The 21104-nt window shown below is 72.8% G+C and carries 18 protein-coding genes; 6 read left to right on the forward strand and 12 right to left on the reverse strand.

The genetic code is table 11. The annotated features are described in order from the left end of the window. Positions 1-3: 3 nt before the first annotated feature. The 4 genes from AB1K54_RS15395 to AB1K54_RS15410 all read right to left on the reverse strand — a co-directional run bounded on the left by AB1K54_RS15395 (position 4) and on the right by AB1K54_RS15410 (position 5187). Entirely contained in the window at positions 4-1587 is a 1584-nt protein-coding gene (locus tag AB1K54_RS15395) for an SLC13 family permease (RefSeq protein ID WP_371203637.1), read from the reverse strand. A gap of 20 nt (positions 1588-1607) precedes the next feature. After that, positions 1608-2534 carry a DnaJ domain-containing protein gene (locus tag AB1K54_RS15400; protein WP_371203638.1) on the reverse strand — a complete coding sequence of 309 codons (927 nt, stop codon included), beginning with the start codon at positions 2532-2534 and terminating at the stop codon, positions 1608-1610. 174 nt (positions 2535-2708) lie between these two features. Beyond that, positions 2709-4097, reverse strand: coding sequence for an LssY C-terminal domain-containing protein (locus AB1K54_RS15405; protein WP_371203639.1), 1389 nt, complete (start codon positions 4095-4097; stop codon positions 2709-2711). A 7-nt stretch (positions 4098-4104) separates the two neighbouring features. After that, positions 4105-5187 carry an enoyl-CoA hydratase/isomerase family protein gene (locus tag AB1K54_RS15410; protein ID WP_371203640.1) on the reverse strand — a complete coding sequence of 361 codons (1083 nt, stop codon included), beginning with the start codon at positions 5185-5187 and terminating at the stop codon, positions 4105-4107. Between the two features lie 143 nt (positions 5188-5330). Between AB1K54_RS15410 and AB1K54_RS15415 the strand changes: the two genes are divergently transcribed. Then, positions 5331-7307: an ATP-binding cassette domain-containing protein gene (locus AB1K54_RS15415; RefSeq protein ID WP_371203641.1), complete on the forward strand. Its 1977-nt coding sequence runs from the start codon at positions 5331-5333 to the stop codon at positions 7305-7307. Further along, on the forward strand, positions 7304-8134 hold the full coding sequence (locus AB1K54_RS15420; RefSeq protein WP_371203642.1) for an ABC transporter permease: 831 nt from the start codon (positions 7304-7306) through the stop codon (positions 8132-8134). Before AB1K54_RS15415 ends, AB1K54_RS15420 begins: the two co-directional genes overlap by 4 nt. A 64-nt stretch (positions 8135-8198) precedes the next feature. Here AB1K54_RS15420 and AB1K54_RS15425 read toward each other — a convergent pair whose 3' ends face one another. Then, entirely contained in the window at positions 8199-8663 is a 465-nt protein-coding gene (locus AB1K54_RS15425) for a hypothetical protein (protein ID WP_371203643.1), read from the reverse strand. Positions 8664-8848: 185 nt separating this feature from the next. Here AB1K54_RS15425 and cofG point away from each other — a divergent pair, with 185 nt between their 5' ends. The 4 genes from cofG to cofC all read left to right on the forward strand — a co-directional run bounded on the left by cofG (position 8849) and on the right by cofC (position 15340). Continuing rightward, positions 8849-11542, forward strand: coding sequence for a 7,8-didemethyl-8-hydroxy-5-deazariboflavin synthase CofG (gene cofG, locus AB1K54_RS15430; protein ID WP_371203664.1), 2694 nt, complete (start codon positions 8849-8851; stop codon positions 11540-11542). Between the two features lie 614 nt (positions 11543-12156). After that, positions 12157-13614: a flavin-containing monooxygenase gene (locus tag AB1K54_RS15435; RefSeq protein WP_371203665.1), complete on the forward strand. Its 1458-nt coding sequence runs from the start codon at positions 12157-12159 to the stop codon at positions 13612-13614. After that, positions 13611-14624, forward strand: coding sequence for a glucose-6-phosphate dehydrogenase (coenzyme-F420) (gene fgd, locus AB1K54_RS15440; RefSeq protein WP_371203644.1), 1014 nt, complete (start codon positions 13611-13613; stop codon positions 14622-14624). Before AB1K54_RS15435 ends, fgd begins: the two co-directional genes overlap by 4 nt. Next, positions 14621-15340 carry a 2-phospho-L-lactate guanylyltransferase gene (gene cofC, locus AB1K54_RS15445; protein WP_371203645.1) on the forward strand — a complete coding sequence of 240 codons (720 nt, stop codon included), beginning with the start codon at positions 14621-14623 and terminating at the stop codon, positions 15338-15340. The genes fgd and cofC overlap by 4 nt, the downstream gene beginning before the upstream one ends. 129 nt (positions 15341-15469) lie before the next feature. On the opposite strand, the gene AB1K54_RS15450 is transcribed toward cofC, so the two are convergent. The 7 genes from AB1K54_RS15450 to AB1K54_RS15480 form a co-directional block, all read right to left on the reverse strand. Continuing rightward, complete coding sequence (locus AB1K54_RS15450) at positions 15470-16216, reverse strand: sulfite exporter TauE/SafE family protein (protein WP_371203646.1); 747 nt, start codon at positions 16214-16216, stop codon at positions 15470-15472. A gap of 1 nt (position 16217) precedes the next feature. Then, positions 16218-17216 carry a 2-phospho-L-lactate transferase gene (gene cofD, locus AB1K54_RS15455; protein ID WP_371203647.1) on the reverse strand — a complete coding sequence of 333 codons (999 nt, stop codon included), beginning with the start codon at positions 17214-17216 and terminating at the stop codon, positions 16218-16220. A gap of 75 nt (positions 17217-17291) precedes the next feature. Continuing rightward, a complete protein-coding gene (locus tag AB1K54_RS15460) occupies positions 17292-18122 on the reverse strand; it encodes a uroporphyrinogen-III synthase (RefSeq protein ID WP_371203648.1) in 831 nt (276 codons plus the stop codon). Positions 18123-18340: 218 nt separating this feature from the next. After that, entirely contained in the window at positions 18341-18631 is a 291-nt protein-coding gene (locus tag AB1K54_RS15465) for a hypothetical protein (RefSeq protein WP_371203649.1), read from the reverse strand. Then, positions 18621-19022, reverse strand: coding sequence for a phage holin family protein (locus tag AB1K54_RS15470; RefSeq protein ID WP_371203650.1), 402 nt, complete (start codon positions 19020-19022; stop codon positions 18621-18623). The genes AB1K54_RS15465 and AB1K54_RS15470 overlap by 11 nt, the downstream gene beginning before the upstream one ends. Before the next feature lies 1 nt (position 19023). Then, complete coding sequence (locus tag AB1K54_RS15475) at positions 19024-19422, reverse strand: hypothetical protein (RefSeq protein ID WP_371203651.1); 399 nt, start codon at positions 19420-19422, stop codon at positions 19024-19026. Positions 19423-19530: 108 nt separating this feature from the next. Further along, positions 19531-21033, reverse strand: a complete 1503-nt coding sequence (locus AB1K54_RS15480; protein WP_371203652.1) for an NAD(P)/FAD-dependent oxidoreductase — start codon at positions 21031-21033, stop codon at positions 19531-19533. Positions 21034-21104 lie beyond the last annotated feature (71 nt).

The following is a 21104-nucleotide window of genomic DNA, read 5'->3' on the forward strand; positions in this document are numbered from 1 at the left end:
GCCTCAGAACGGCCAGATCAGCGGCACATACAGCACCGCGAACGCGAGGAACACCAGCGCCAGCGGCAGCCCGAGCTTCCAGTAGTCGCCGAAGCGGTAGCCGCCCGGCCGCATCACCATGAGGTTCACCGGCGTCGCGATCGGAGTGAGGAACGCCGCGGCCCCGGCGACGGTGAGGGCCATCATGAACGGCTGGATGCTGACACCCGCTGTCTGCGCGACCGACACCGCGATCGGCATGACGATCAGCACCGTGGCGACGTTCGAGATGAACTGGCCGAGCAACAGGGTGACGACGCACAGCACGAGCAGAGCCAGCAGCGGCGAGGCGCCGCCCGTGAACGAGAGCACAGCGCCGGCGACGACGTCGGCGGCGCCGGTCGACACGAACGCGCCCGACAGCGGAATCATCCCGGCGATCAGCACGATCGTCGTCCACGAGATCGAACGGTAGGTCTGACGCACCGACAGCACGCGCATGGCGATGAGGGAGCCGGCCGCGAGCAGGCCCACGACCGCGGGCGGAAGCAGGCCCGTGGCAAGCAGCACGACCATGACTCCGAGCACCACGAGCGCCCGCTTCGCGCCGCGCCCGAGCGGCACGGCGCGCTGCAAGGTCTGCGGCGAGGTCACGGCGATGACGTCGCGCGAGCGGGAGTACCGCTCCAGTGCCCCCCACGGCCCCTGCACGAGCACGGCGTCGCCCGCCTGCAGCGTGAACGAGCGGGTGCGGCCGGCCGAGGCATCCGGAACCTCGTCGCCGCGCCGGATCGCGAGGATCACGAGGTCCTCCTCCGTGGTGGTCATACCCGGCGACACGCGGCGCCCGATGAGCGACGACCGCGGCGCGATGAGCACCTCGACGACCCCGTCCTGCGCGCTGAACAGGGTGCGGGTGTCGAGGTCGACGGCGTAGCTCTCGCGCAGCAGCCGCGCCTTCTCGCCGGTGTCGGTGACCCCGTCGACGTGGTCGGCCTCGCGTGCGGGCAGGAGCCTGCGGCCGAGCAGCGCCACGAGCGCGACCGTGCAGAGCACGAGCGGAACGCCCACGATCGCGAACTCGAAGAACCCGAACTCGCGGCCGCCCGCCTGAGCGGCCGCCTGCGACACGAGGATGTTCACGGGCGTGCCGGTCAGGGTCAGCAGCGACCCGGCGCTCGCGGCGAAGGCGAGCGGGATCAGCATGCGCGACGGCACGATCCGCGCGCGCAGCGCCACCACCACCACGACCGGCAGCAGCGCCGCGACCGCCCCGTTGATGCTGATGAACGCCGTCAGCACCGCGGCGATCGCGCCGATCACGACGGTCAGCCGCCCGCGCTTGGTGCCGGCACGGCCCACGACGTGCTGCGCGATCCACACCGTCACGCCGGTCGCATCGAGCGACTCGCTGACGACGAACAGCGACGCGATGAACAGCACGGTGGGATCGCCGAATCCGGCGAGCGCCTCGGGCAGCGTCAGCACGCCCGTCGCCCACAGGGCCAGCGCCACGCCGAGCGCGACGATCTCGATCGCCACCTTTCCCGACACGAACGCGACGATCGCGACCGCCAGGATGACGAAGATCGCGATCACAGGGTCCACGTCGCGAGCCTAGGGGCGGCTCAGGCGAAGCGCACCACCTGCTGCAGGCGCGTCCGCACGTCGAACACCTCGTTGCCGCCGATCGAGCGCGCACCGGTGACACCCCGCCGCAGCACGGTCGACAGCGCGCTGCGCGAGACGACGGCCACCGGCATCCCGCGCACCTTGCCGGTCTCGGCGATGCCCTGCTCGAGGTCGTCGTCGGGCAGCACCACGATCGCCCCGCTGAAGCGCACGCCGGCGGAGCGCGCGAGGGCGCGCATGCCGCGCACGAGCTCGGCGATCGGCGCCCCGGCGACGCCGTCGCCGACGAGCTCGCCGCGGCGCAGGCGCACCGGGCCGCCGAAGTCCTCGGACAGCACGCCGTACAGCCCGCTCGGGCCGAGCACGATGTGGTCGAGCTTCGCCTCGGGGTCGCGCGGGTCTGCCATCACGTCGTGCCACACCGTATAGCCCATGCCGAGGTCGGACACGATGCGTGCCGTCGCCTCTTCGGCGAGCGCGTCAGCGAGGAGCCGGCGCAGATGGTGCGGCGCCGAGCGGACGAGAGCCGGGTCGTACGGATCCTCGAGGGTGACCCCGCGGCCCGCCCATTCGCGGATCAGCGTGAGGTAGCGCTCGCGCCGCCAGCCGCCGGGCTGGCCGAAGGAGCGCGCCCGCGGGCGCGTGTCGCGGGTCTGCGTCTGTCGCGGCGGCCGGAAGCCCGCCCATTCGGGCTCGGGCGCCCCGCCGAAGCCGTGGCCGCGATCGTACGCGGCGCGGGCGCCTGCCGTGCCGACGAGCTCCCACGCGCGCTGCACCTGGATGAACTGCGCCGCGTCACCGCCCGTGTCGGGATGCGTCTGCCGCAGCCGCAGGCGGTACGCCTTGCGCAGCTCCTCCTCGTCGGCAGTGGGGTCGACGCCCAGCACCTCGTACGCCGACGCCGAGAGCGGACTGTCGAACACGCGAACTCCTGATCCCCGGGCTTGCGGTCCGGTCCCGGCCCGTCAAGGGGCTGCACCGATTCTGCCGCACGTCGCCGGGTGAGGTCGTGGTCTCGTCTCGGTCGCCGTCGGCCCCTCGCTCCACGAGACGAAACGACGCCCGAGCCTGCGACGGGGCGCCGGGCGCGGCATCCGTCATCTTCTCTCGTTGCGACGCGCGTACGCGGCCGCACTGCGGCTCGACAGTGCCAGCAGCAGCAGGATGTCCAGGCCCAGCGAGAACAGCGTGGTGTTGATGGTGATCTCTTCTGCGGAGTCGTTCCACCAGTCGACGAAGGACGTCGAGATCGAGATGGTCGAGAACACCATCGCCGTCACCCGCGCCCAGTTCACACCGCGCGCGATCAGCACGCCCAGCACCGTGTCGAGGAGCACGCTCGCCGCCATGAACGCGGCGAAGACGACCAGCACGAGTTCGGCGGTCGCGGCGTCGTCCGTGTCCATCGCGTCGGGGGTCGCGAACTCCGCCCAGTTCAGCGCGATGTCGGCCAGCACGATGAGACCCGCCGCGGCTCGCAGGAACACGAGGGATGCCCCGGCGACGACCGACGACGGCCGTTTCATGTCAGGGTCGAACCCGGGTCGCTGCAGCAGGCGCTCGGCGGACTCGAACGCGGGCCGCTTGAGCGGTGCCGTCTCGGGGTGCGCGGCGGGCTCGTACACGTGCGCCACCGGAATGCTCGAGGCGGTGCTGCCGACGTCGACGATCGGCAGGTCGCCGTCGGTGTGGATCGAGTCGCCGCCGCCGTTGCGCGCGTGATACCCGCTCGAGAAGTCGGCGATGACGTCGACGGTGATCGTCGGGTCGGACTCGAGCAGGGTGCGGACGATGTGGTCGCGCTCGACGTCGGTGTCGTCGTCGATGCGGTGGGTGACCTGCAGCGTGAAGAGGGACAGCCCGACGGAGGTGTCGAAGGTGCCCGCCGCGAGCCAGTCCACGCGCCGCCCGCCCGGCAGCAGCCAGTCATCGGGGCAGCGCCAGAACCGCACGTGGTGACGCTTGCCGGGACTGCCGTCGACCTCCTGCTGGAATGCGAAGTCCTGCTGACGCGAGAACAGGAACAGCGGGCTCACCGGCGCCTCTTCGTAGCTGCGGCGCGTGATCGTCGACAGCACGATGCGCCATGACGACCCGAGGGTCACCGGGTCGGCCTCGGTCCAGCCGGCGGCGCGCATGGCCCCCTGGATCTGCTCGGCGCGGCCCATGAACGCGAGGTTCACCGGGTCGCCCAGCAGTCCGTCACTGGTGCGCGTGCGCCCGATGAAGTAGTCCGGCACGTAGATCGTGGTGAGGATCCGGTGCAGCCTCGGCAGCACGAGGTAGGCCAGCAGCACCCAGAACAGGATTGCCGAAAGGATGGCCCACCAGCCCAGATGGAACGTCTCGGTCAGGCCGAGGTAGGCGAGCCAGATCGCGGCGAGGCCCGCGAAGATGAAGAAGAACCAGTCGACCGCGATCCCGAGCGACCACCGCCGCCGCGACCGCTTCGCGGTCCGCGTCCGGGTGGTCGCCTGTGATGCCATGGTCGGGTCAGGCGGGCGGGTCGCCCCACAGCGCAACGACCGGTCGATACGCGAACGCGGAGGCGGCGGCATCCGGCGCCAGCTCTGCGATCGTCGCCGGCGACCAGCGCGGGGTGCGGTCCTTGTCGACCAGCTGCGCGCGGATGCCCTCGGTGAGGTCTGGCTGGGTCGTGGCGAACCACATCACCAGGCCGTACTCCTGCGCGAGCACGTCCCGCAGGGTGGGCAGCTCGCGCGCCCGGCGCACGGCCTCGAGCGTGACGGCGAGCCCGGTGGGCGACAGCTCGCCGAGCAGGTCGGCGGTGGCGGATGCCTCGGCCTCCGGTCGCGCGCGCAGACGCTCGACGATCTCGGCCACAGTGCCGGCGGCGAACGCGTCGTCGATCCACGCGCGCGCGTCTTCGAGCTTCGATCGCTCGGGGGTCTGGTCGAACAGCAGCACGAGCTCGGCAGGGCTGCCGGGGTCGGCGCGCGTCTCGAGCGCGTCGCGCAGGTCGTCGAGGTGCTCGGACGGCACGAGGGTGTCGGCGAGGCCCGCGTGGATCGCGTCGGCGGCATCCATCGTCGCGCCGGTCAGCGCGAGATACTCGCCCAGCCGCCCGGGGGCCCGCGAGAGCAGCCACGTGCCGCCGACGTCGGGGGTGAAGCCGATGCGGGTCTCTGGCATCGCCAGCTTCGACCGCTCGGTCACGATGCGGATGCCGGCGTGGCCGGCCAGGCCGATGCCGCCGCCCATCGTGATGCCGTCGGCGAGGGCGACGAACGGCTTCGGGTACTGGCCGATGCGCGCGTTGAGGGAGTATTCGGCGCGGAAGAAGTCCGCCGCGCTCTCGGCGTCGCCGCCCACGATCTGCTCGTAGAGCCCCCGCACGTCGCCGCCCGCGCACAGTCCGCGCTCGCCGGCGCCGTCGAGCAGCACCGTCTGCACGTCGGAGTCGTGCTCCCATCGCTCCAACGCCGCCGTGAGGGCCTGCACCATCGACAGGTCCAGCGCGTTGATGGCCCGCGGGCGGTTCAGGGTCAGTCGGCCGAGTCCGTGCGCCGCGCGCGCGAGCACGCGCGGTTCGTCGTGTGTCGAGGTGTCGCTCACGAGTGAAGGCTATCGGCCCGCGCGGTTGGCGAGCACCTGCTCGGCGCGCCCAGCCGCAGCGCGCGCGACAGGTCACCTTGCTGTGATCGCGCGCGGTTTCCGCCAAGATATGGGAAACGGCTCCCGAAGACGAGAGGGTGGGAATGCCCGAAGGACTTGTGCTGGAATTCTCTGGGGTCACCAAGCGGTTCGGGGGCGTCACCGCGGTGTCAGAGCTGTCGGCTCGGGTTGAACCGGGGCACGTGACCGGATTCCTCGGCCCGAACGGCGCCGGCAAGACGACGTCGCTGCGCGTCATCCTCGGGCTCGTGCGGGCGACCTCCGGGCGGGCGACGATCGGCGGAGTCGCGTACGCGAAGCTGAAGCATCCGCTGCAGACCGTGGGCGCCGTGCTCGAAGCGTCGAGCTTCCACCCCGGGCGCACCGGCGCGAACCACCTGCGGGTATACGCGCGCGCCGCGTCGCTGCCCGACGCACGCGTGGACGAGGCGCTCGGACTCGTCGGCCTCGCCGACGCCGCCGGCCGCAAGGTCGGGGGCTACTCCCTCGGGATGCGCCAGCGCCTGGGCCTTGCCTACGCGCTGCTCGGCGACCCCGGGGTGCTCGTTCTCGACGAGCCCACCAACGGCCTCGACCCTGAGGGCATCAAGTGGATGCGGTCGCTCCTTCGCACGCTCGCCCGGGAGGGCCGCACGATCCTCGTGTCGTCGCATCTGCTGGCCGAGGTGCAGCAGACCGTGGACGCGCTGCTCATCCTCGCGAACGGGCGGCTCGTCTTCCAAGGCGGGCTGGAAGAGCTCGCCGACCCGTCGGAGTACACCACGGTCGTCGACGCGCCGGATCGCGCGGCTCTGGCCGCCGCGCTCGACACGGCCGGGATCTCGCATGAGCTGCTGCGATCGGGCATCACCGTGCGCGGCCACGAGCCCACCCAGGTCGGAGCCGTCGCGGCCACCGCGGGCGTCGCACTGTCGTTGTTGCAGCGGCGCGGCCCCGCGCTCGAAGAGGTCTTCCTCGATCTCGTCAACGGGGCCCGCGTGCACGCGAGCGCGGCGGTCGCCGGGGTTGCGGCAGTTGCGGAAGCTGCCGCTGAGGCCGGTTCCGAGACGACGTCCGAGATCGTGACGGGCGATGCGGATGCCGAGGCCGCGGCCATCGCGGACGAGGCCGAGCCCCCGACCGACGCGGACGACGAGGCGTCTGAGGCCTCCGCCCTCGCGGGCGGCTTCGGCAGCGAGACCGCCGCCGCGCCCGGCGCCTCCGCCGCGGCGGTGGCCGCCGCCGGGCTCGCCGCCGAGGAGTCGCGGGCCGATGACGAGGTGTGGGTCGAGGGAGCAGCTTCGGACGGCTTCCCCGATGTCGCCGGGACCGGGGCGACCGAGGCCACGCCGGGAGCGGACGACGCTCCCGGCGACGCGCACGACGTCGTCGAGGCGATCGGGCGGATCGACCAAGAACTCGCGGGCGACACCCCGGCGCAGGACGGCGCACCGGCTGCGGACGAAACCCCGACCGAAGACCGCGCACCAGACGCGAGCGACACCCCGACCGAAGACCGCGCACCAGACGCGAGCGACACCCCGACCGAAGACCGCGCACCAGACGCGAGCGACACCCCGACCGAAGACCGCGCACCGGACGCCGAGGAAACCCCGACCGAAGAGCGCGCACCGGTCGCGAGCGACACCCCGACCGAAGACCGCGCACCGGTCGATGCCGACCCCGACGTCGAGGCGATCGGCGAGATCGACGAAGAGCTGTCCGGCGGCGCGGGCGAGGACGCCGACCGGTCGGGTTCGCAGGCCGAGGCACCCGGATCCGGCTACGGCGACGGGCCCGCGCGCGACGACGGCGAAACCGGCGAGCCTCTCGACGACGACTCGCCTGTGCACAGCGACCGCCCGTGGGAGCAGTACGTGAAGACCGACTCCGACCGCGAGGCCGACCGCTTCTTCGCGGCGTTCGACGACAGCGTCGACGGCGCGGCCTCCGGCGGAGGCGGCACACCGGTCGAAGCCGACCCCGACCCGAGCCCCGACGAGCCCGCACGCCCCGACGAGCCCGGGGAGCCCGACGACCATGCCGGCCACGGCGAGCACGAGGGGGGTGAGCAGCGATGAGCCTGGTCGCCGCGAGCCGCTCGGAGTTCACGAAGCAGTTCTCGACCTCGATGTGGTGGATCCTCGCGATCGTGCTCGTCGCGTACGTCGGCTTCACTGCGACGGTGCTCGCGTTCGCCCTCGCCGCGTCGAGCACGGGCTCGATCGGAGGCGGCGAGGGTCCGGTGCTGCCCTCGGACCAGCTGAGCCCCCTGCTGTACAGCACCGCGACCGCGGTCGGGTACGTCTTCCCGCTGCTGATGGGCACGCTCATGGTGACGGCCGAGTTCCGCCACAAGACCCTCACGCCGACCTTCCTCGCCACGCCCCGCCGCGGCACCGTGCTGTGGGCGAAGACGGCGATCGGCGTCGTCGTCGGAGTGCTGTTCGGCGTCATCGGCGTGATCTCGTCGGTTGGTCCCTCGGCCGGGCTCCTGGCCGCGTACGGGCTCGACACCGACCTCGGCTCGGCCGACACGTGGGCGATGATCGGCCGCATGGTGCTCGCGTACGTGCTGTGGGTCATCGTGGGCATCGGCGTCGGCGCGCTCGTGCGCAACCAGGTCGGCGCGATCGTGGGCGTCCTGGTGTTCACGCAGTTCCTCGAGCCGGTCGCACGTGCCGCCGCCGCGTTCGTCGAGCAGCTCGAGCCGGTCACGCGCTACCTTCCGGGCGCGGCGAGCGACACGCTCGTGGGCGCGAGCATCTTCTCGGTCGCGGCCGGACCCGGGGCCGGGGCATCCTCCGACCCGCTCGAATGGTGGGTCGGCGGTCTCGTGCTGCTCGGGTACGCCGTGGTGCTGCTGGTGCTCGGCTACCTCGCGAGCTGGCGACGCGACGTGGCGTAGCGACCAGGCCGACCTGTCGCTCTCATCAGAGAGCGCGTCCTTTCGGCGCGTGCGTGTCTCGCCGCTAGGTCGCGGGGGCCGGAGTCGGCGCGGTGCGCGGCTTCTTCTTGCCCGCGGGCTGGACGGGCACCGGCAGGGTCGCCGCGGCGATCTCGGCGACATCGGCCGCCTGGGCCTCGCCGTCGAGCTGCAGCGCCTGCACGAGCGCGAGCCCGTGCCGGGTCGTGAGGATCACACGATCGAAGTCCTCATGCCCCTCGAGATCGATCACCACGCCCGCACGGTGACGGCGCAGCACCGCGAAATCGGTCCCGCCGGGGGACTTCCACGTGCCGATCGCCGCCAGGCCCCACAGGTGCGTGCCGGGGGCGGGCACGCCGCGCAGCCACATCCACGCGTCTTCGGTGAGCTGCACCTTGCGGATCGCCGACCGCTCGACGAGCACGTTCTGCTTGCGGTGGGCGAGTGCCCGCTCGAGGCTCGACAGCGCGATCTCGAGCCGCGTCGAGTCGAGCAGAAGAGTCACCATGCGCCTAGTCTGCCAGCGGCCGGTGAGCCACCGCAGTCGCTTTGATGACAGACGCGCAACAATCCGGGCACGCTGGCTTCGGCCACCGAGGCCTCTGTGCGCGTGGCGAGTGCGAGACTGGATCGGTGACTCTTCCCACGTCCACTCCCCGGGTCGCTGAAGCGCCGCGCGGAGCCGCCGGGCGCGTGGGCGCGCTCGACCCTGAACGCGCGGATGCGCCCTCCGCGGTGCTCGATCGCCTCGAGCGCGGGGCGAGGCTGGGAGTCGACGACGCGATCGCCCTGCTGGGCGCGCGAGACGACGATCTGGAGCGGATGCTGCGGCTGGCGGCATCCGTCCGCGACAGCGGCCTCGCCGCCGCGGGCCGCCCCGGCGTCATCACGTATTCGCGCAAGGTCTTCGTGCCCCTCACGACCCTGTGCCGCGACCGCTGTCACTACTGCGTGTTCGTCGACACCCCCGGACAGCTGCTGAAGAAGCACAAGCCCGCCTACATGTCGCCCGAGCAGGTGCTCGCCGTCGTGCGCCAGGGCCAGGCGATGGGCTGCAAAGAGGTGCTGCTGACCCTCGGCGACCGCCCCGAGGAGCGCTGGCCCGAGGCGCGCGCGTGGCTCGACGAGCATGGGTTCGCCTCGACGATCGAGTACGTCGCCCATGTCGCGGCGCTGGTGACGGCCGAGACCGGCCTGCTCGCGCATGCGAACCCGGGCGTGATGTCGGTGGACGAGCTGCGGATGCTGCGGCCCGTCGCCCCCTCGATGGGGATGATGCTCGAGACGACCTCGCGGCGCCTGTTCGAACAGCCGGGACAGGTGCACTACGGGTCGCCCGACAAGGATCCGGCGGTGCGGCTCGGGGTGATCGACGACGCCGGGCGCGAGCGGGTGCCGTTCACGACGGGAATCCTCGTGGGGATCGGCGAGACCGTGCGCGACCGCGCCGAGTCGCTCATCGCCCTGCGCGAGCTGCACGAGCGCCACTCGGTGGGCGGCCAGGGGCACGTGCAAGAGGTGATCGTGCAGAACTTCCGCGCGAAGCCCCGCACCGCGATGCAGGCCGCGCCCGACGCCGACCTGCTCGAGTACGTCGCCGCCGTCGCCGTCGCCCGGCTCGTCTTCGGCCCGCGCATGCGCATCCAGGTGCCGCCGAACCTCTCGGACCCGGCCGAGTTCGCGCTGCTCGTGCGCGCCGGCGCCGACGACTGGGGCGGCGTCTCGCCCCTCACCGCCGACCACGTCAACCCCGAGCGCCCGTGGCCGCACCTCGAAGACCTCGCCCGCATGACAGCCGAGCTCGGCTTCGAGCTGCGGGAGCGCCTGACGGCGCATCCGGAGTTCGTGACGGATGCCGCGACCTGGCTCGACCCCGCCCTGCGGGCTCCGGTGGCCGCGCTCGCCGATCCCGTTTCCGGGTTGGCCCGCGATCCCCGGTCGAGCAGCCCGCGCAGCGGGCGTATCGAGACCCCCGGCCCGACCGACACCGAGTCCCACTCCGACACCACCCCCCGCCGGTCGAGCAGCCCGCGCAGCGGGCGTATCGAGACCCCCGGCCCGAGCGACGCCGAGTCCCACTCCGACACCACCCCCCGCCGGTCGAGCAGCCCGCGCAGCGGGCGTATCGAGACCCCCGACCCGAGCGACGCCGAGTCCCACTCCGACACCACCCCCCGCCGGTCGAGCAGCCCGCGCAGCGAGCGTATCGAGACCCCCGGCCCGAGCGACGCCGGATCGGGACCCAGCGCCTCTCGTCGGCGGGGTCTCGATACGCCGCCTGCGGCGGCTGCTCGAGCGGCGGCACCGGTTCCGCCCCTCGCCGCGGCTCCGGCATCGGTCCGGCGGCTGGCAGAAGCCGCGGCATCCGACCCCCTCGCGCTCGACGAGCGGGAGTGGGCCGCCCTGCTCACCGCGACCGGCGACGGGCTCGACGCGCTGGCTGCGACCGCCGACGACGTGCGGCGGTACACGGTGGGCGAGGCCGTCAGCCTGGTCGTGAACCGAAACCTGACCTCGAGCGGGTTCCGCGCGTCGGGCGCGACCGCGCCCGACGAGTTCGACCTCGACGACGTCGCCGCGATCGCGGCCGACGCGTGGGAACTCGGCGCGACCGAGATCTGCGTGCAGGGCCTGCTGCCTTTCGGCGAGGCGCCCCAGGCGTATCTCGACATCGCGCGCGCGATCAAGGCCGCGACCCCGCGCATGCACGTGCACGCGTACCGCCCGCAGGACGTCCGCGACCTCGCCGACCGCGGCGGCCTCGGCCTCGACGGGGCGCTCGCGGCGCTGCGCGAGGCGGGGGTCGACACCGTGCCCGGCACGGGGGTCAAGGTGCTGAGCGAACGCGTGCGCGGCCTGGTCGCGCCCGGCGACCTCGAGATCGACCGGTGGATCGAAGGCATCACGGCCGCGCATCGGGCGGGGTTCCGCTCGACGTCGGTGCTGTTCTACGGGCACGTCGAGACCGCCGCCGAGCGCATCGCGCACCTGCGTCGCCTGCGCGAGATCCAGGCCGACACCGGAGGGTTCACCGAGTTCGTGCCGATCCCCCTTCCGGGGCCCGCGGGCGGGGTCCCGCTCGTCGACGGCCGCGCCGCGATCGACGAGCACCGCGCGATGGTCGCCGTCTCGCGACTGGCGCTGAGCGGCAGCATCCCCCACGTGCAGATCCCGTGGACCCGCGTCGGCCGCCAGGCCGCCGCGGTGCTGCTGCAGGCCGGCGGCGACGACCTCGGCGGCACCCTGCTCGACGGGCGCGTGAAGCCCGAGGCGGGCATCGAGTTCGGCCAGGAACTGCCGGTGACGGATGCCTCGACCCTCGCCGCGCGGCTGTTCCGGCCGTTCCGCCTGCGCACGACCGACTACCGCAGTGCGAGCGCGCGATGAGCGACGAACCCCGCCAGTCGAACAGCCCTCGGGGCGACGAACCCCGCCGGTCAAACAGCTCGCGCAGCGACGAACCCCGCCGGTCAAACAGCTCGCGCAGCGACGAACCCCGCCAGTCAAACAGCCCGCACAGCGACGAACCCCGCCGGTCGAGTAGCTCGCGCAGCGACGAACCCCGCCGGTCGAGTAGCTCGCGCAGCGAGCGTATCGAGACCATCCGCACCGGGGACCTCGACCCCGACGCCCTTCGCGAGCGGGGTCCCGATACGCCGCCTGCGGCAGCTACTCGACCGACGGACACCAACCCCCCTCGCGGGCAGGGTCTCGATACGCCGCCTGCGGCGGCTACTCGACCGGCGGACACCGACCCCCCTCGCGAGCAGGGTCTCGATACGCCGCCTGCGGCAGCTACTCGACCGACGGACACCGACCCCCCTTGCGGGCAGGGTCTCGATACGCCGCCTGCGGCAGCTACTCGACCGGCGGGGAAACCCACGGCGGCTACGCGACCGGCGGGGAAAACCGAGGCGGCTACTCGACCGGCGGGGAAACCCGCGGCGGCTGCGCGACCGGCGGGGACCGAGGGCCCTCGCGGCGAGCGGGTCGAGATCGCGATCGTCGGAGCGGGGTTCGCGGGGCTTGCGATGGCGATCGCGCTGCGGCGCGCGGGCCGCGACGACTTCGTGATCCTGGAGCGCGCGGCATCCGTCGGCGGCACCTGGCGCGACAACACCTACCCCGGCGTCGCGTGCGATGTGCCCGCGCACCTGTACGGTCTGGCGAGCCACCCCAACCCGGGCTGGTCGGGGCTGTACGCGCGCGGCGATGAGATCCGAAGCTACCTCCGCGACGTCGCCGCCGCCGAACGGCTCGGCGACCGCCTGCGCCTGGGAACGCCGATGACGGGGGCCCGGTGGGACGACGAGGCCGATCTCTGGCGCGTCGAGACCCCGGCCGGGGCGATCGCCGCGTCCGCGCTCGTGCTCGCGTGCGGTCGGCTGACCGAGCCGCGCATTCCCGACATCGACGGCCTCGAGACCTTCCCCGGCCCCCTCTTCCACTCCGCCCGCTGGGATCACGACGCCGACCTCGCGGGCCTGCACGTGGCGGTCGTCGGCAGCGGCGCGAGCGCCGTGCAGCTCGCCCCCGAGCTCGCCCGCACCAGCCGGGTCACGCTCTTCCAGCGCACGCCGGCGTGGATCGTGCCGCGCGGAGCCCACGCGTACTCCGACGCCGAGCGCGAGCGCTTCGCGACCCACCCCGGCGAACTCGCGCGGCTGCGCGCGGACCTCTACGCCGAAGGCGAGGCGCGCTTCGCGTCGCGGTCGGGCGATGCCGAGGCATCCGCCACCGCCAAGGCCATCGCCCTCGCACACCTCGACGCGCAGGTTCCCGACCCCGCGCTGCGCGCCCGGCTCACGCCCGGCTACGCGTTCGGGTGCAAGCGCGTGCTGCTGTCGGACGACTTCTACCCCGCCCTCGCCACGGGGGCGATCGGCCTCGTGCCATCGGCGCTCGCGCGGGTCGAAGGCCGCACCCTCGTCGCCGCCGACGGCTCGCGGCACCAAGCCGATGCGCTCGTGCTCGCGACCGGGTTCGCGACGACCCGCCAGCCGTACGCCGACCTCGTGCACGGCGAGGGCGGCGAGTCGCTCGCGGTGCACTGGTTCGAGGGCATGACCTCGTTCGGGTCGACCGTCGTGTCGGGCTTTCCGAACCTGTTCATCCTCGACGGGCCCAACGCCGCCCTCGGCCATTCGTCCTCGATCCTCATGATCGAAGAGCAGGCGGCGTACGCGGTGCGGTGCCTGGTCGCCCGCGACCGGGCGGGGGGCGTGCTGCGGCTCGACCCCGGCGCTGAAGCCGCGTACACCGACGAGATCGCGGATGCCGCGGCATCCACCCCCTGGATCACCGGCGGATGCCGCAACTGGTACGTCGACGAGCGGTCGGGGCGGCTGACGCTGCTGTGGCCGGGCACCGTCGACGCGTTCCGCGCACGGCTTGCTCGCGCGGACGGATCCGAATTCGCAACGAGCCGCGCACGGCGCGCGGCGAGAGGAGTGTCATGACCATCCCCCTGCGCTTCGGATACAAGGCATCGGCCGAGCAGTTCGGGCCGACCGAGCTGCTGGACTACGCGATCCTCGCCGAAGAGATGGGCTTCGACTCGGTGTTCGTGTCGGACCACCTGCAGCCGTGGCTGCACGAGGGCGGCCACGCACCGGCATCGGTCCCGTGGCTCGGCGCGCTCGGGGCGAAAACCTCACGCGTGCTGATCGGAACGTCGGTGCTGACCCCCACGTTCCGATACAACCCGACCGTGGTCGCGCAGGACTTCGCGACGCTCGGGGTGATGTATCCCGAGCGCGTGATCCTCGGCGTCGGCACGGGCGAGGCGCTCAACGAGGCCAACCTCGGCATCGCGTGGCCCGACCCGCCCGAGCGCTTCCGCCGGCTGAAAGAGGCGATCGGCCTCATCCGGCGGCTGTGGTCCGAGGACCGCGTCACCTTCGACGGCGAGTTCTACCACACCCGCAACGTCACCATCTACGACAAGCTGCCCGCACCCGTGCCGATCTACATCGGCGCCGCGGGGCCGGCAGCCACGAGGCTCGCCGGCCGCATCGCGAACGGATTCATCACCACCAGCGGCAAGAAGCCCGAGCTGTACACCGACACGCTCATGCCGGCGCTCAACGAGGGGATCGAGAAGGCCGGCCGGTCGCCCGACGCGATCGACACGCTCATGGAGGTCAAGGTCTCGTTCGCACCCACCCTCGAGGAGGCACTCGAGAAGACGCGGTTCTGGGCCCCGCTCGCCCTGTCGCCCGAAGAGAAGATGGGCGTCGACGACCCGATCGACATGCAGCGGCTCGGCGAGCAGCTGCCCATCGAGCGGGCCGCGTCGCGGTTCATCGTCTCGACCGACCCCGACGAGCACGTCGAGCGGATCGCCGAGTACGTGCACCTGGGTTTCCGGCACCTGGTGTTCCACGACCCCGGAGCCGACCAGGCCGCGTTCCTGCGGATGTACGGCGCCGAGATCCTGCCCCGCCTGCGCGCCCGGTTCGGGGCGTGAGCGACGCTCGTCTGCAGAACTCCTCCGATTCGGCGGTGAATGGCCCGGATCCGGCTGTTTCGGGGCCCGCGCACGCCGATTCGGAGGAGTTCGGCCGACCCGGCTGGGCCGTCGTCATCCCGGTGAAGCCCGCCGCCCGCGGAAAATCGCGCCTCGCCATCCCCGGCGTCGACCGGCAGGCGCTCGCGAGGGCGATCGCACTGGACACGATCGCGGCCGTCGCGGCGTGTGAGGTGGTGCGGCAGGTCGTGGTGGTGGGCGACGACGGCGGGCTGGCGCTCGAGGCAGCCGGCATCCGCGGCCTGCGCTTCGTCCCTGAGCCCTCGCCCGGCGGGCTCAACCCGGCGATCGCCGCCGGCGTCGCCGCGGTCGACGAACGAACCCCGCGCGCCGCGCTGCTCGGAGATCTGCCGGCGCTTCGCCCCGCCGACCTCGCCGCGGCGCTGCGTGAAGCGCGCGGCCTCGCACGCGCCGTCGTCGCAGACGCCGACGGCACCGGCACGACGCTGCTGACCGCCGCGCCAGCGATCCCCTGGACGTCGGCGTTCGGCGAGGGCTCGTTCGCGAAGCACCTCGCGCTGGGCGCGGCGGCACTCTCGGTGACGGATGCCTCGACCCTCCGCCACGACGTCGACACCGTCGCGCAGCTTGACGCAGCCCGCGCCCTCGGCCTCGGCCCACGCACCGCCGCGCTCCTCGCCGCCCATCCTGCGTAGGCACCGTCCTGGCAGCTTCGCACCCCGTCCCTGCGCTCCGCGATCCCGAACCGCGAGTCGGCGGCCCCGCGCGCCGGCAGAACGTGACTGCGCAGCAGCACACCGCCGCCGCCCAAAGAAGCTGCCTGGTTACGGCGCGAGCAGCAGGTACAACGCGCCGACGACGGTGAAGCCGATCACCAGGCGCTCGAACAGCCTCTGGTCGAGACGGCCGGCGAGCCACCGGCCCGACAGGGCCCCGGCGACCACGAGCGGCACGAGCACCAGATCGAGCAGCAGGCCGGACGGCGTGATGAGCCCGAGCCCGATCGAGAACGGCAGCTTCGAGACGTTGATCAGGAAGAAGGACCACGCCGCGGTGCCCAGCCACAGCTTCACCGGGAACCGCGCCGCGAGGAAGTACATCGACATGACGGGGCCGGCCGCGTTGGCCACCATCGTGGTGAACCCGCCGAGGGTGCCGTAGGTGGCCGCCGCCAGGCGATGCGGCCCGGGGTCTTCGACGGCCCGGCGCAGCCGCCGCCACCCGAGCGTGAAGGCGATCACCGCCAGCAGCAGCGCACCGATCACCCGCCGCACGCCCTCGTCGTCGGCGAAGGCGAGGAACAGCACGCCCAGGAGCAGGCCGGCCACGACGGCCGGCGCGAGCCGCAGCAGCGTGGCCCAATCGACGTGCCGACGGTAGGCGACGATCGCGAACAGGTCCGCCACCAGGAGCAGCACCAGCAGCGCGCCGGTCGACTGGCGCGCCGGCAGCAGGGCCGCGAAGATCGCCACCGAGATCGCGTTCGCGCCCGGCACCGCCGTCTTCGAGACGCCCACGACGATCGCCGCAAGGCACAGCAGCGCCCAGGCCCACCAGGCCAGGTCAGGCACGTCAGACCCCCGCCGCGGCGAGCGCGGCCTCGCCGAGCGCGGCAGAGGTGGCGGCATCCGTCATCCACAGGGGCGTGACGAGCGGGCGGATGCCGAGCCCGTCGACCTCGGGAGCGAGGTGCGCGTCCTCTTCGGCGATGAGCCACGCGTCGAGCAGCCCGGCACCTGCGCGCGCTCCGTACAGCCCCGCGACGGCGGCGGCGGACGTCTCGACGCCGATCGCCCGCAGGCACACGTCGGCCATGCCGCGCACGACCTGTCCGCCGATGATGCCGGAGACCCCGACGACGGGCGCGCGCGTCGCGCGAAGGGCGTCGCGGATGCCGGGCACGGCGAGAATCGGACCGATCGACACGACCGGGTTGGAGGGGGCGAGCAGCACGACGTCGGCCGCGGCGATCGCGTCGAGCACTCCCGGCGCGGGGACTGCCGCCTCGACGCCCGGATTCGTGAAGCGGACGGGCTCGAGGGTCGCGCGGTGCCGCGTCCACCACTCCTGGAAGTGCAGGTCGCGCTGCTGGCCGCAGGCCGCGTCGCGCACGGTGACGGTGGTGTCGACCTCGGCGTCGGTCATCGGAAGCAGGCGCGCTCCGAGGGGCCAGCGGTGCGACATCCGCTCGATCACCTCGGTGGGCGAAAAGCCCTCGCGCAGCCAGCCGGTGCGCGCGAGGTGCGTGCCGAGGTCGAGGTCGCCGAGCGTGAACCACGGCCAGCCCGCGCCCCACTCCTGCAGTTCGTGGCCTGCCCGTTCGGTGTCGCCCGTGCGGCCCCATCCGCGCACGGTGTCGTTCACCCCGGCGAGCGCGTAAACGATCGAGTCGACGTCGGGCTGCAGCCGCACACCCGACAGCCACAGGTCGTCGCCGGTGTTGACGACGACCGTGAGCTGCGCGGCGGTGTCGGCCACCCCCCGCGCGGCCAGTGCGCCGCGGACCCCGAGTGTGAACTTCGAGCCTCCGACGCCTCCGGCGAGCACGACGACGCGGGGTGGGGACGGCATCCGTCCAGGCTAGGGCACGTGCGAGCGTGCGTTCGCCAGCCGTCCCACTCACCCGCGCGAGGCGGCCCGCCCGCGTCAGCGCTCGATGCGCGGGAGCATACCGGTGGGCGGAGCGAACTCGTCGGCCGCGTGCGGCAGCGAGAACTGCGCGACGGCGGTGATGAGGGCGTCGACGGTCTGGGTCTCGGCGACCACGTCGACCGAGAGTCCGGCGCGCCGGGCGTCCTTCGCGGTGCGGGGGCCGATCGCGGCGATGACGGTCGAGGCGGGCAGGTCGGGGAACTGCAGGTTGACCTGCTCGGCCACCGAGCCGCTGGTGACGAGGATCGCGTTGATGCGCCCGCTCTCGACGTCGGCCGCGATGCGGTCGGTGACCGGCACCCCCACGGTGCGATACGCGATGACGCTGCGCACGCGGTGCCCCGCGGCCTCGAGGCGACGCGTGAGCAGGGGCTTGGCGATCTCGCTGCGCAAGGTCAGCACGTCACGCGGCTCGGGCTCGAGCGCGATCATCTGCTCGGCCATGCCGGCGGCGGAGTTGTCGGTGTCGGGCACCAGGTCGACGCGGAAGCCCATGGCCTGCAGCGCCGCGGCGGTGGTCTCACCGACAGCGGCGACCTTCGTCTTGGCGGGGATCATCGCACGGTAGGCGTACAGCACGTCGACGGTGGTGGCGCTGGTGACGGTGAGCCAGTCGAATACGCCCTCAGCGAGGTCGGTGAGCGCCTTCTCGAGCGTGTCGAGGTCGTTCGTCGGGGCGAAGTTGATCAGCGGCGCGACCACCGGCGTCGCCCCCTGACGGCGCAGGGTCGCCGCGACCGAGTCACCCCACGGGCCGCCCCGGGGTACGAGAACGCGCCACCCGGTGAGGGGCTTTTCGGGCGTCGGCTTTGCTGCTGCGTTCATGGTGTGGGGGGGTATCCGAAGGGGCTGGTGGTCCATCGCCGGCCACCCCGAAATCGAGCAGCCGACGCTCTGCGAAACCGTACGGGATCTGCGGTTGCACGCATCGGCAGCATCGCTCCATCGCACTGCTTGTTCCTGAGCATACCCCGGGACTGCGCGCCGTATGATCACGGGCAGATCACGGAAAGACCCCCGGGCGGATGCCGCGGCATCCGGCTTCAGCGGCGCGTGTACGCGCGCACCGCCGCCCATACGATCGCGCCGACCGCGGCAGCGCTTGCGACGACCGCGGCCGTCGCGAGCGCGGGACTGCGGCGCTGGAAGGCACGCGCCTTGCTGAGGTTGCGGTCGATCGCGCGCTCGAGGCGCCTGGGCACGTTCGCCTTCTCGTCGATCGCGGCGAGGGCCGCCTTGAGTTCGGCGCGCGCACGCTCGACCGGGTCTGCGATGCCCGACGGCACCACGGTGCGGGGTACGCCGGGGTCGCTGGGCGACAGGTCAGAACTCATCGCGAACCTCTCTCACGTCCTGGGCGATCGACTGCACCGGATTCTGCCGCTTGGCGAGCCTGCGGAATCGGAAGACGCCCAGGAGGGCCAGCACGATCGCCACGACGAGCGTCAAACCGAACACGAACAGCGCCGAAGCCCACACCGGCCACCACGACGAGAGCCCGGCGATGAGGAAGGCGCCGAGGGCGGGGATCGACCAGAACAGCACGAACAGTGCCGCGATGATCCACAGCGCACCCCAGCCGCCGTCTTTCGCGGCTTTGGCGAGCCACGCCTTCGCCGCGTCGACCTCGGCGATGACGAGATTGCGGACGAGTTCGGGAATGTCGCCGAGCAGCGTGAGCAGGCTGTCGTCGGCGCGGTCGCGACTGCGGCGCGGCTCGCTCACGTCACTGCCCGTCGTCGGCGAGGCCCTTGACGGCCTTCGACACGTCGTCGAGCGCGTCCTCGGCCGCGTCCTTCACCGCGCGCGCCGACGTCCCCGCCGCCGCGCCGAGATCGTCGGCCGAGTCCTTGCCCACCTTGATCGCAGCGTCCACGCGCTGCCCGGGCGTGCCCTTCGAGGCGGCCTTGCCGACCTTGACCGCGGTGTCCCACAGGGTGCTGGGCAGCGCCATCGCGCTCGACTTCGCGAAGTCCTTGACCTTGTCGACCTGATCCTGCACGGGCTTGGTGTTCCACACCTTGACCGCCTGCGCCTTGATCTGCTCGTAGCGCTCGCGCCCGGCACGTGTGCCGAGGACGTAACCCACCGCGAGTCCGATGACGAGTCCTGCCTTGCCCCTCATGAGGTCTCCTGACGGTCTTCCGCGTGTTCGACACGGCCCACGTTAGTCCTGTATTCCGATTCCGGCATCCTCTTGACTTCGGGCTCCGGAACCATCATTCTGCCGTCTTCACTGCGTCGGCGCGTCGCCCCACAGCAGCGCCCTGCGCACACGGTCGGCCTCTTCGCGGGCATCGAGCACGACCTGTGCGAGTCCCGGGCCCGACAGCCACGCCCCCACGACCCCGAGCCCCGCGACACCGGCCACCGTGTGCCGCGCGGCGGCGTTGGACTCGGCGCGGCCGATCGCCGACTCCGGGCGGGGAAGCTCCGCGCGCACGCGGTGCGCGCCACGCACGGTGATCGAGGCGGGGTCGATACCGAGCATCGCGGATGCCTCGGCCACCGCGACCGCGAACGCCTCGGCGTCGTCGAGCCCCTCGGTCGCGGGGCGCTCGCCGGGTGCGCCGAAGGTCACGCGCACCACGTGGGACCCGGTGGCTGCGGCCAGCGCCGGGTGGCGGCGGGACAGCACGAGCAGCCTGGTCGCGCGGCGGCTGCCGGGGACGGTGTACACCGCGGTGGCCGCGGCGGCGGATGCGGGAGCGGGAGCATCGAGCCCGGGAGCGTCGAACACGACGGTGACCAGCTCCAGCGACGTCGTCGGGGCCGGATGCGAGTCCAGGCCCGCCACGACGGGGGCGAGCAGGGCTCGCGCGGTGGCCTCGGGTGTCGCGACGATGACGGCGTCGAACGGCTCGGGCGGGGCATCCGTCGCCTGTTCTCGCGCCGGATCGGAGGCGGCCGGGGACGACTCGCTCGGGGCGGTCTCGACGATCCAGCGCCCGCCGCGCGCGGCGAGGGAGGTCACCCGGACCCCGGTGCGCACCTCGACGCCGAGCTCTGCCAGCCGTGCCTGCAAGGCGTCGATCAGTCGCGCCATGCCGCCGTCGACGGTCGCGAGCGGCGCCGGCGCCTCGGGCCGCAGCTGCGCGACGGCGGCGGCCAGCGACCCGTTGCGCGTGAGAGCCGCGTTGAGGCCCGGAGCTGCGGCATCCACGTCGACGTCGTCGGGGTGGATGCCGTACGTCCCTATCGACAGCGGTGCGACGAGGCGCTCGAGCACGGTCTGGCCCATGCGCGAGCCCACGAGGCGGCCGAGGCTGCGCTCCTTGCCGATCGTCATGGGCGGGCGGATGCGGTCGACGTACGCGCGCCACGCCCCGCTCCACCCGATGATGGCGCGGACGGATTCGTGCCACGGGTTCTCGGGAATCCCGACCAGAGTCGCCTCCGGCAGCGGCGCCGACCCCGAGGGCAGCCCCGCGATCCACACGACATCGGCGCCGGTCACGGGCACTACCGGGAGCGAGAGCTCGCCCGCGAGCGCGCGCACGGGGGCAGCTCCGGCCGGGAAGCCCTCAGCCGTGAGGTCGATCCGCGCCCCCGCGATCTCGGCCGAGCCGATCGTGCCCCCGAGGCGGTCGCCGGCCTCGATCAGGGTGACGTGCGAGCCGACCTTCGCGCATTCGAGCGCCGCGACGAGCCCGGCGACGCCCCCGCCCGCCACGGCGACGCGGGCGCGGCGGGCGTGGGCGGCGAAGGTGTCGGAGGTGTCGGAGGTGTCGCGCACACGTCTATCCTCCCATCCGCCGGTAAGGGGCCAGGGGCGGATGCCGGCGACCCCTGACCCGACATGAAGGG

Source organism: Microbacterium sp. BWT-B31, from assembly GCF_041379855.1.
Taxonomy (GTDB): Bacteria; Actinomycetota; Actinomycetes; order Actinomycetales; family Microbacteriaceae; genus Microbacterium.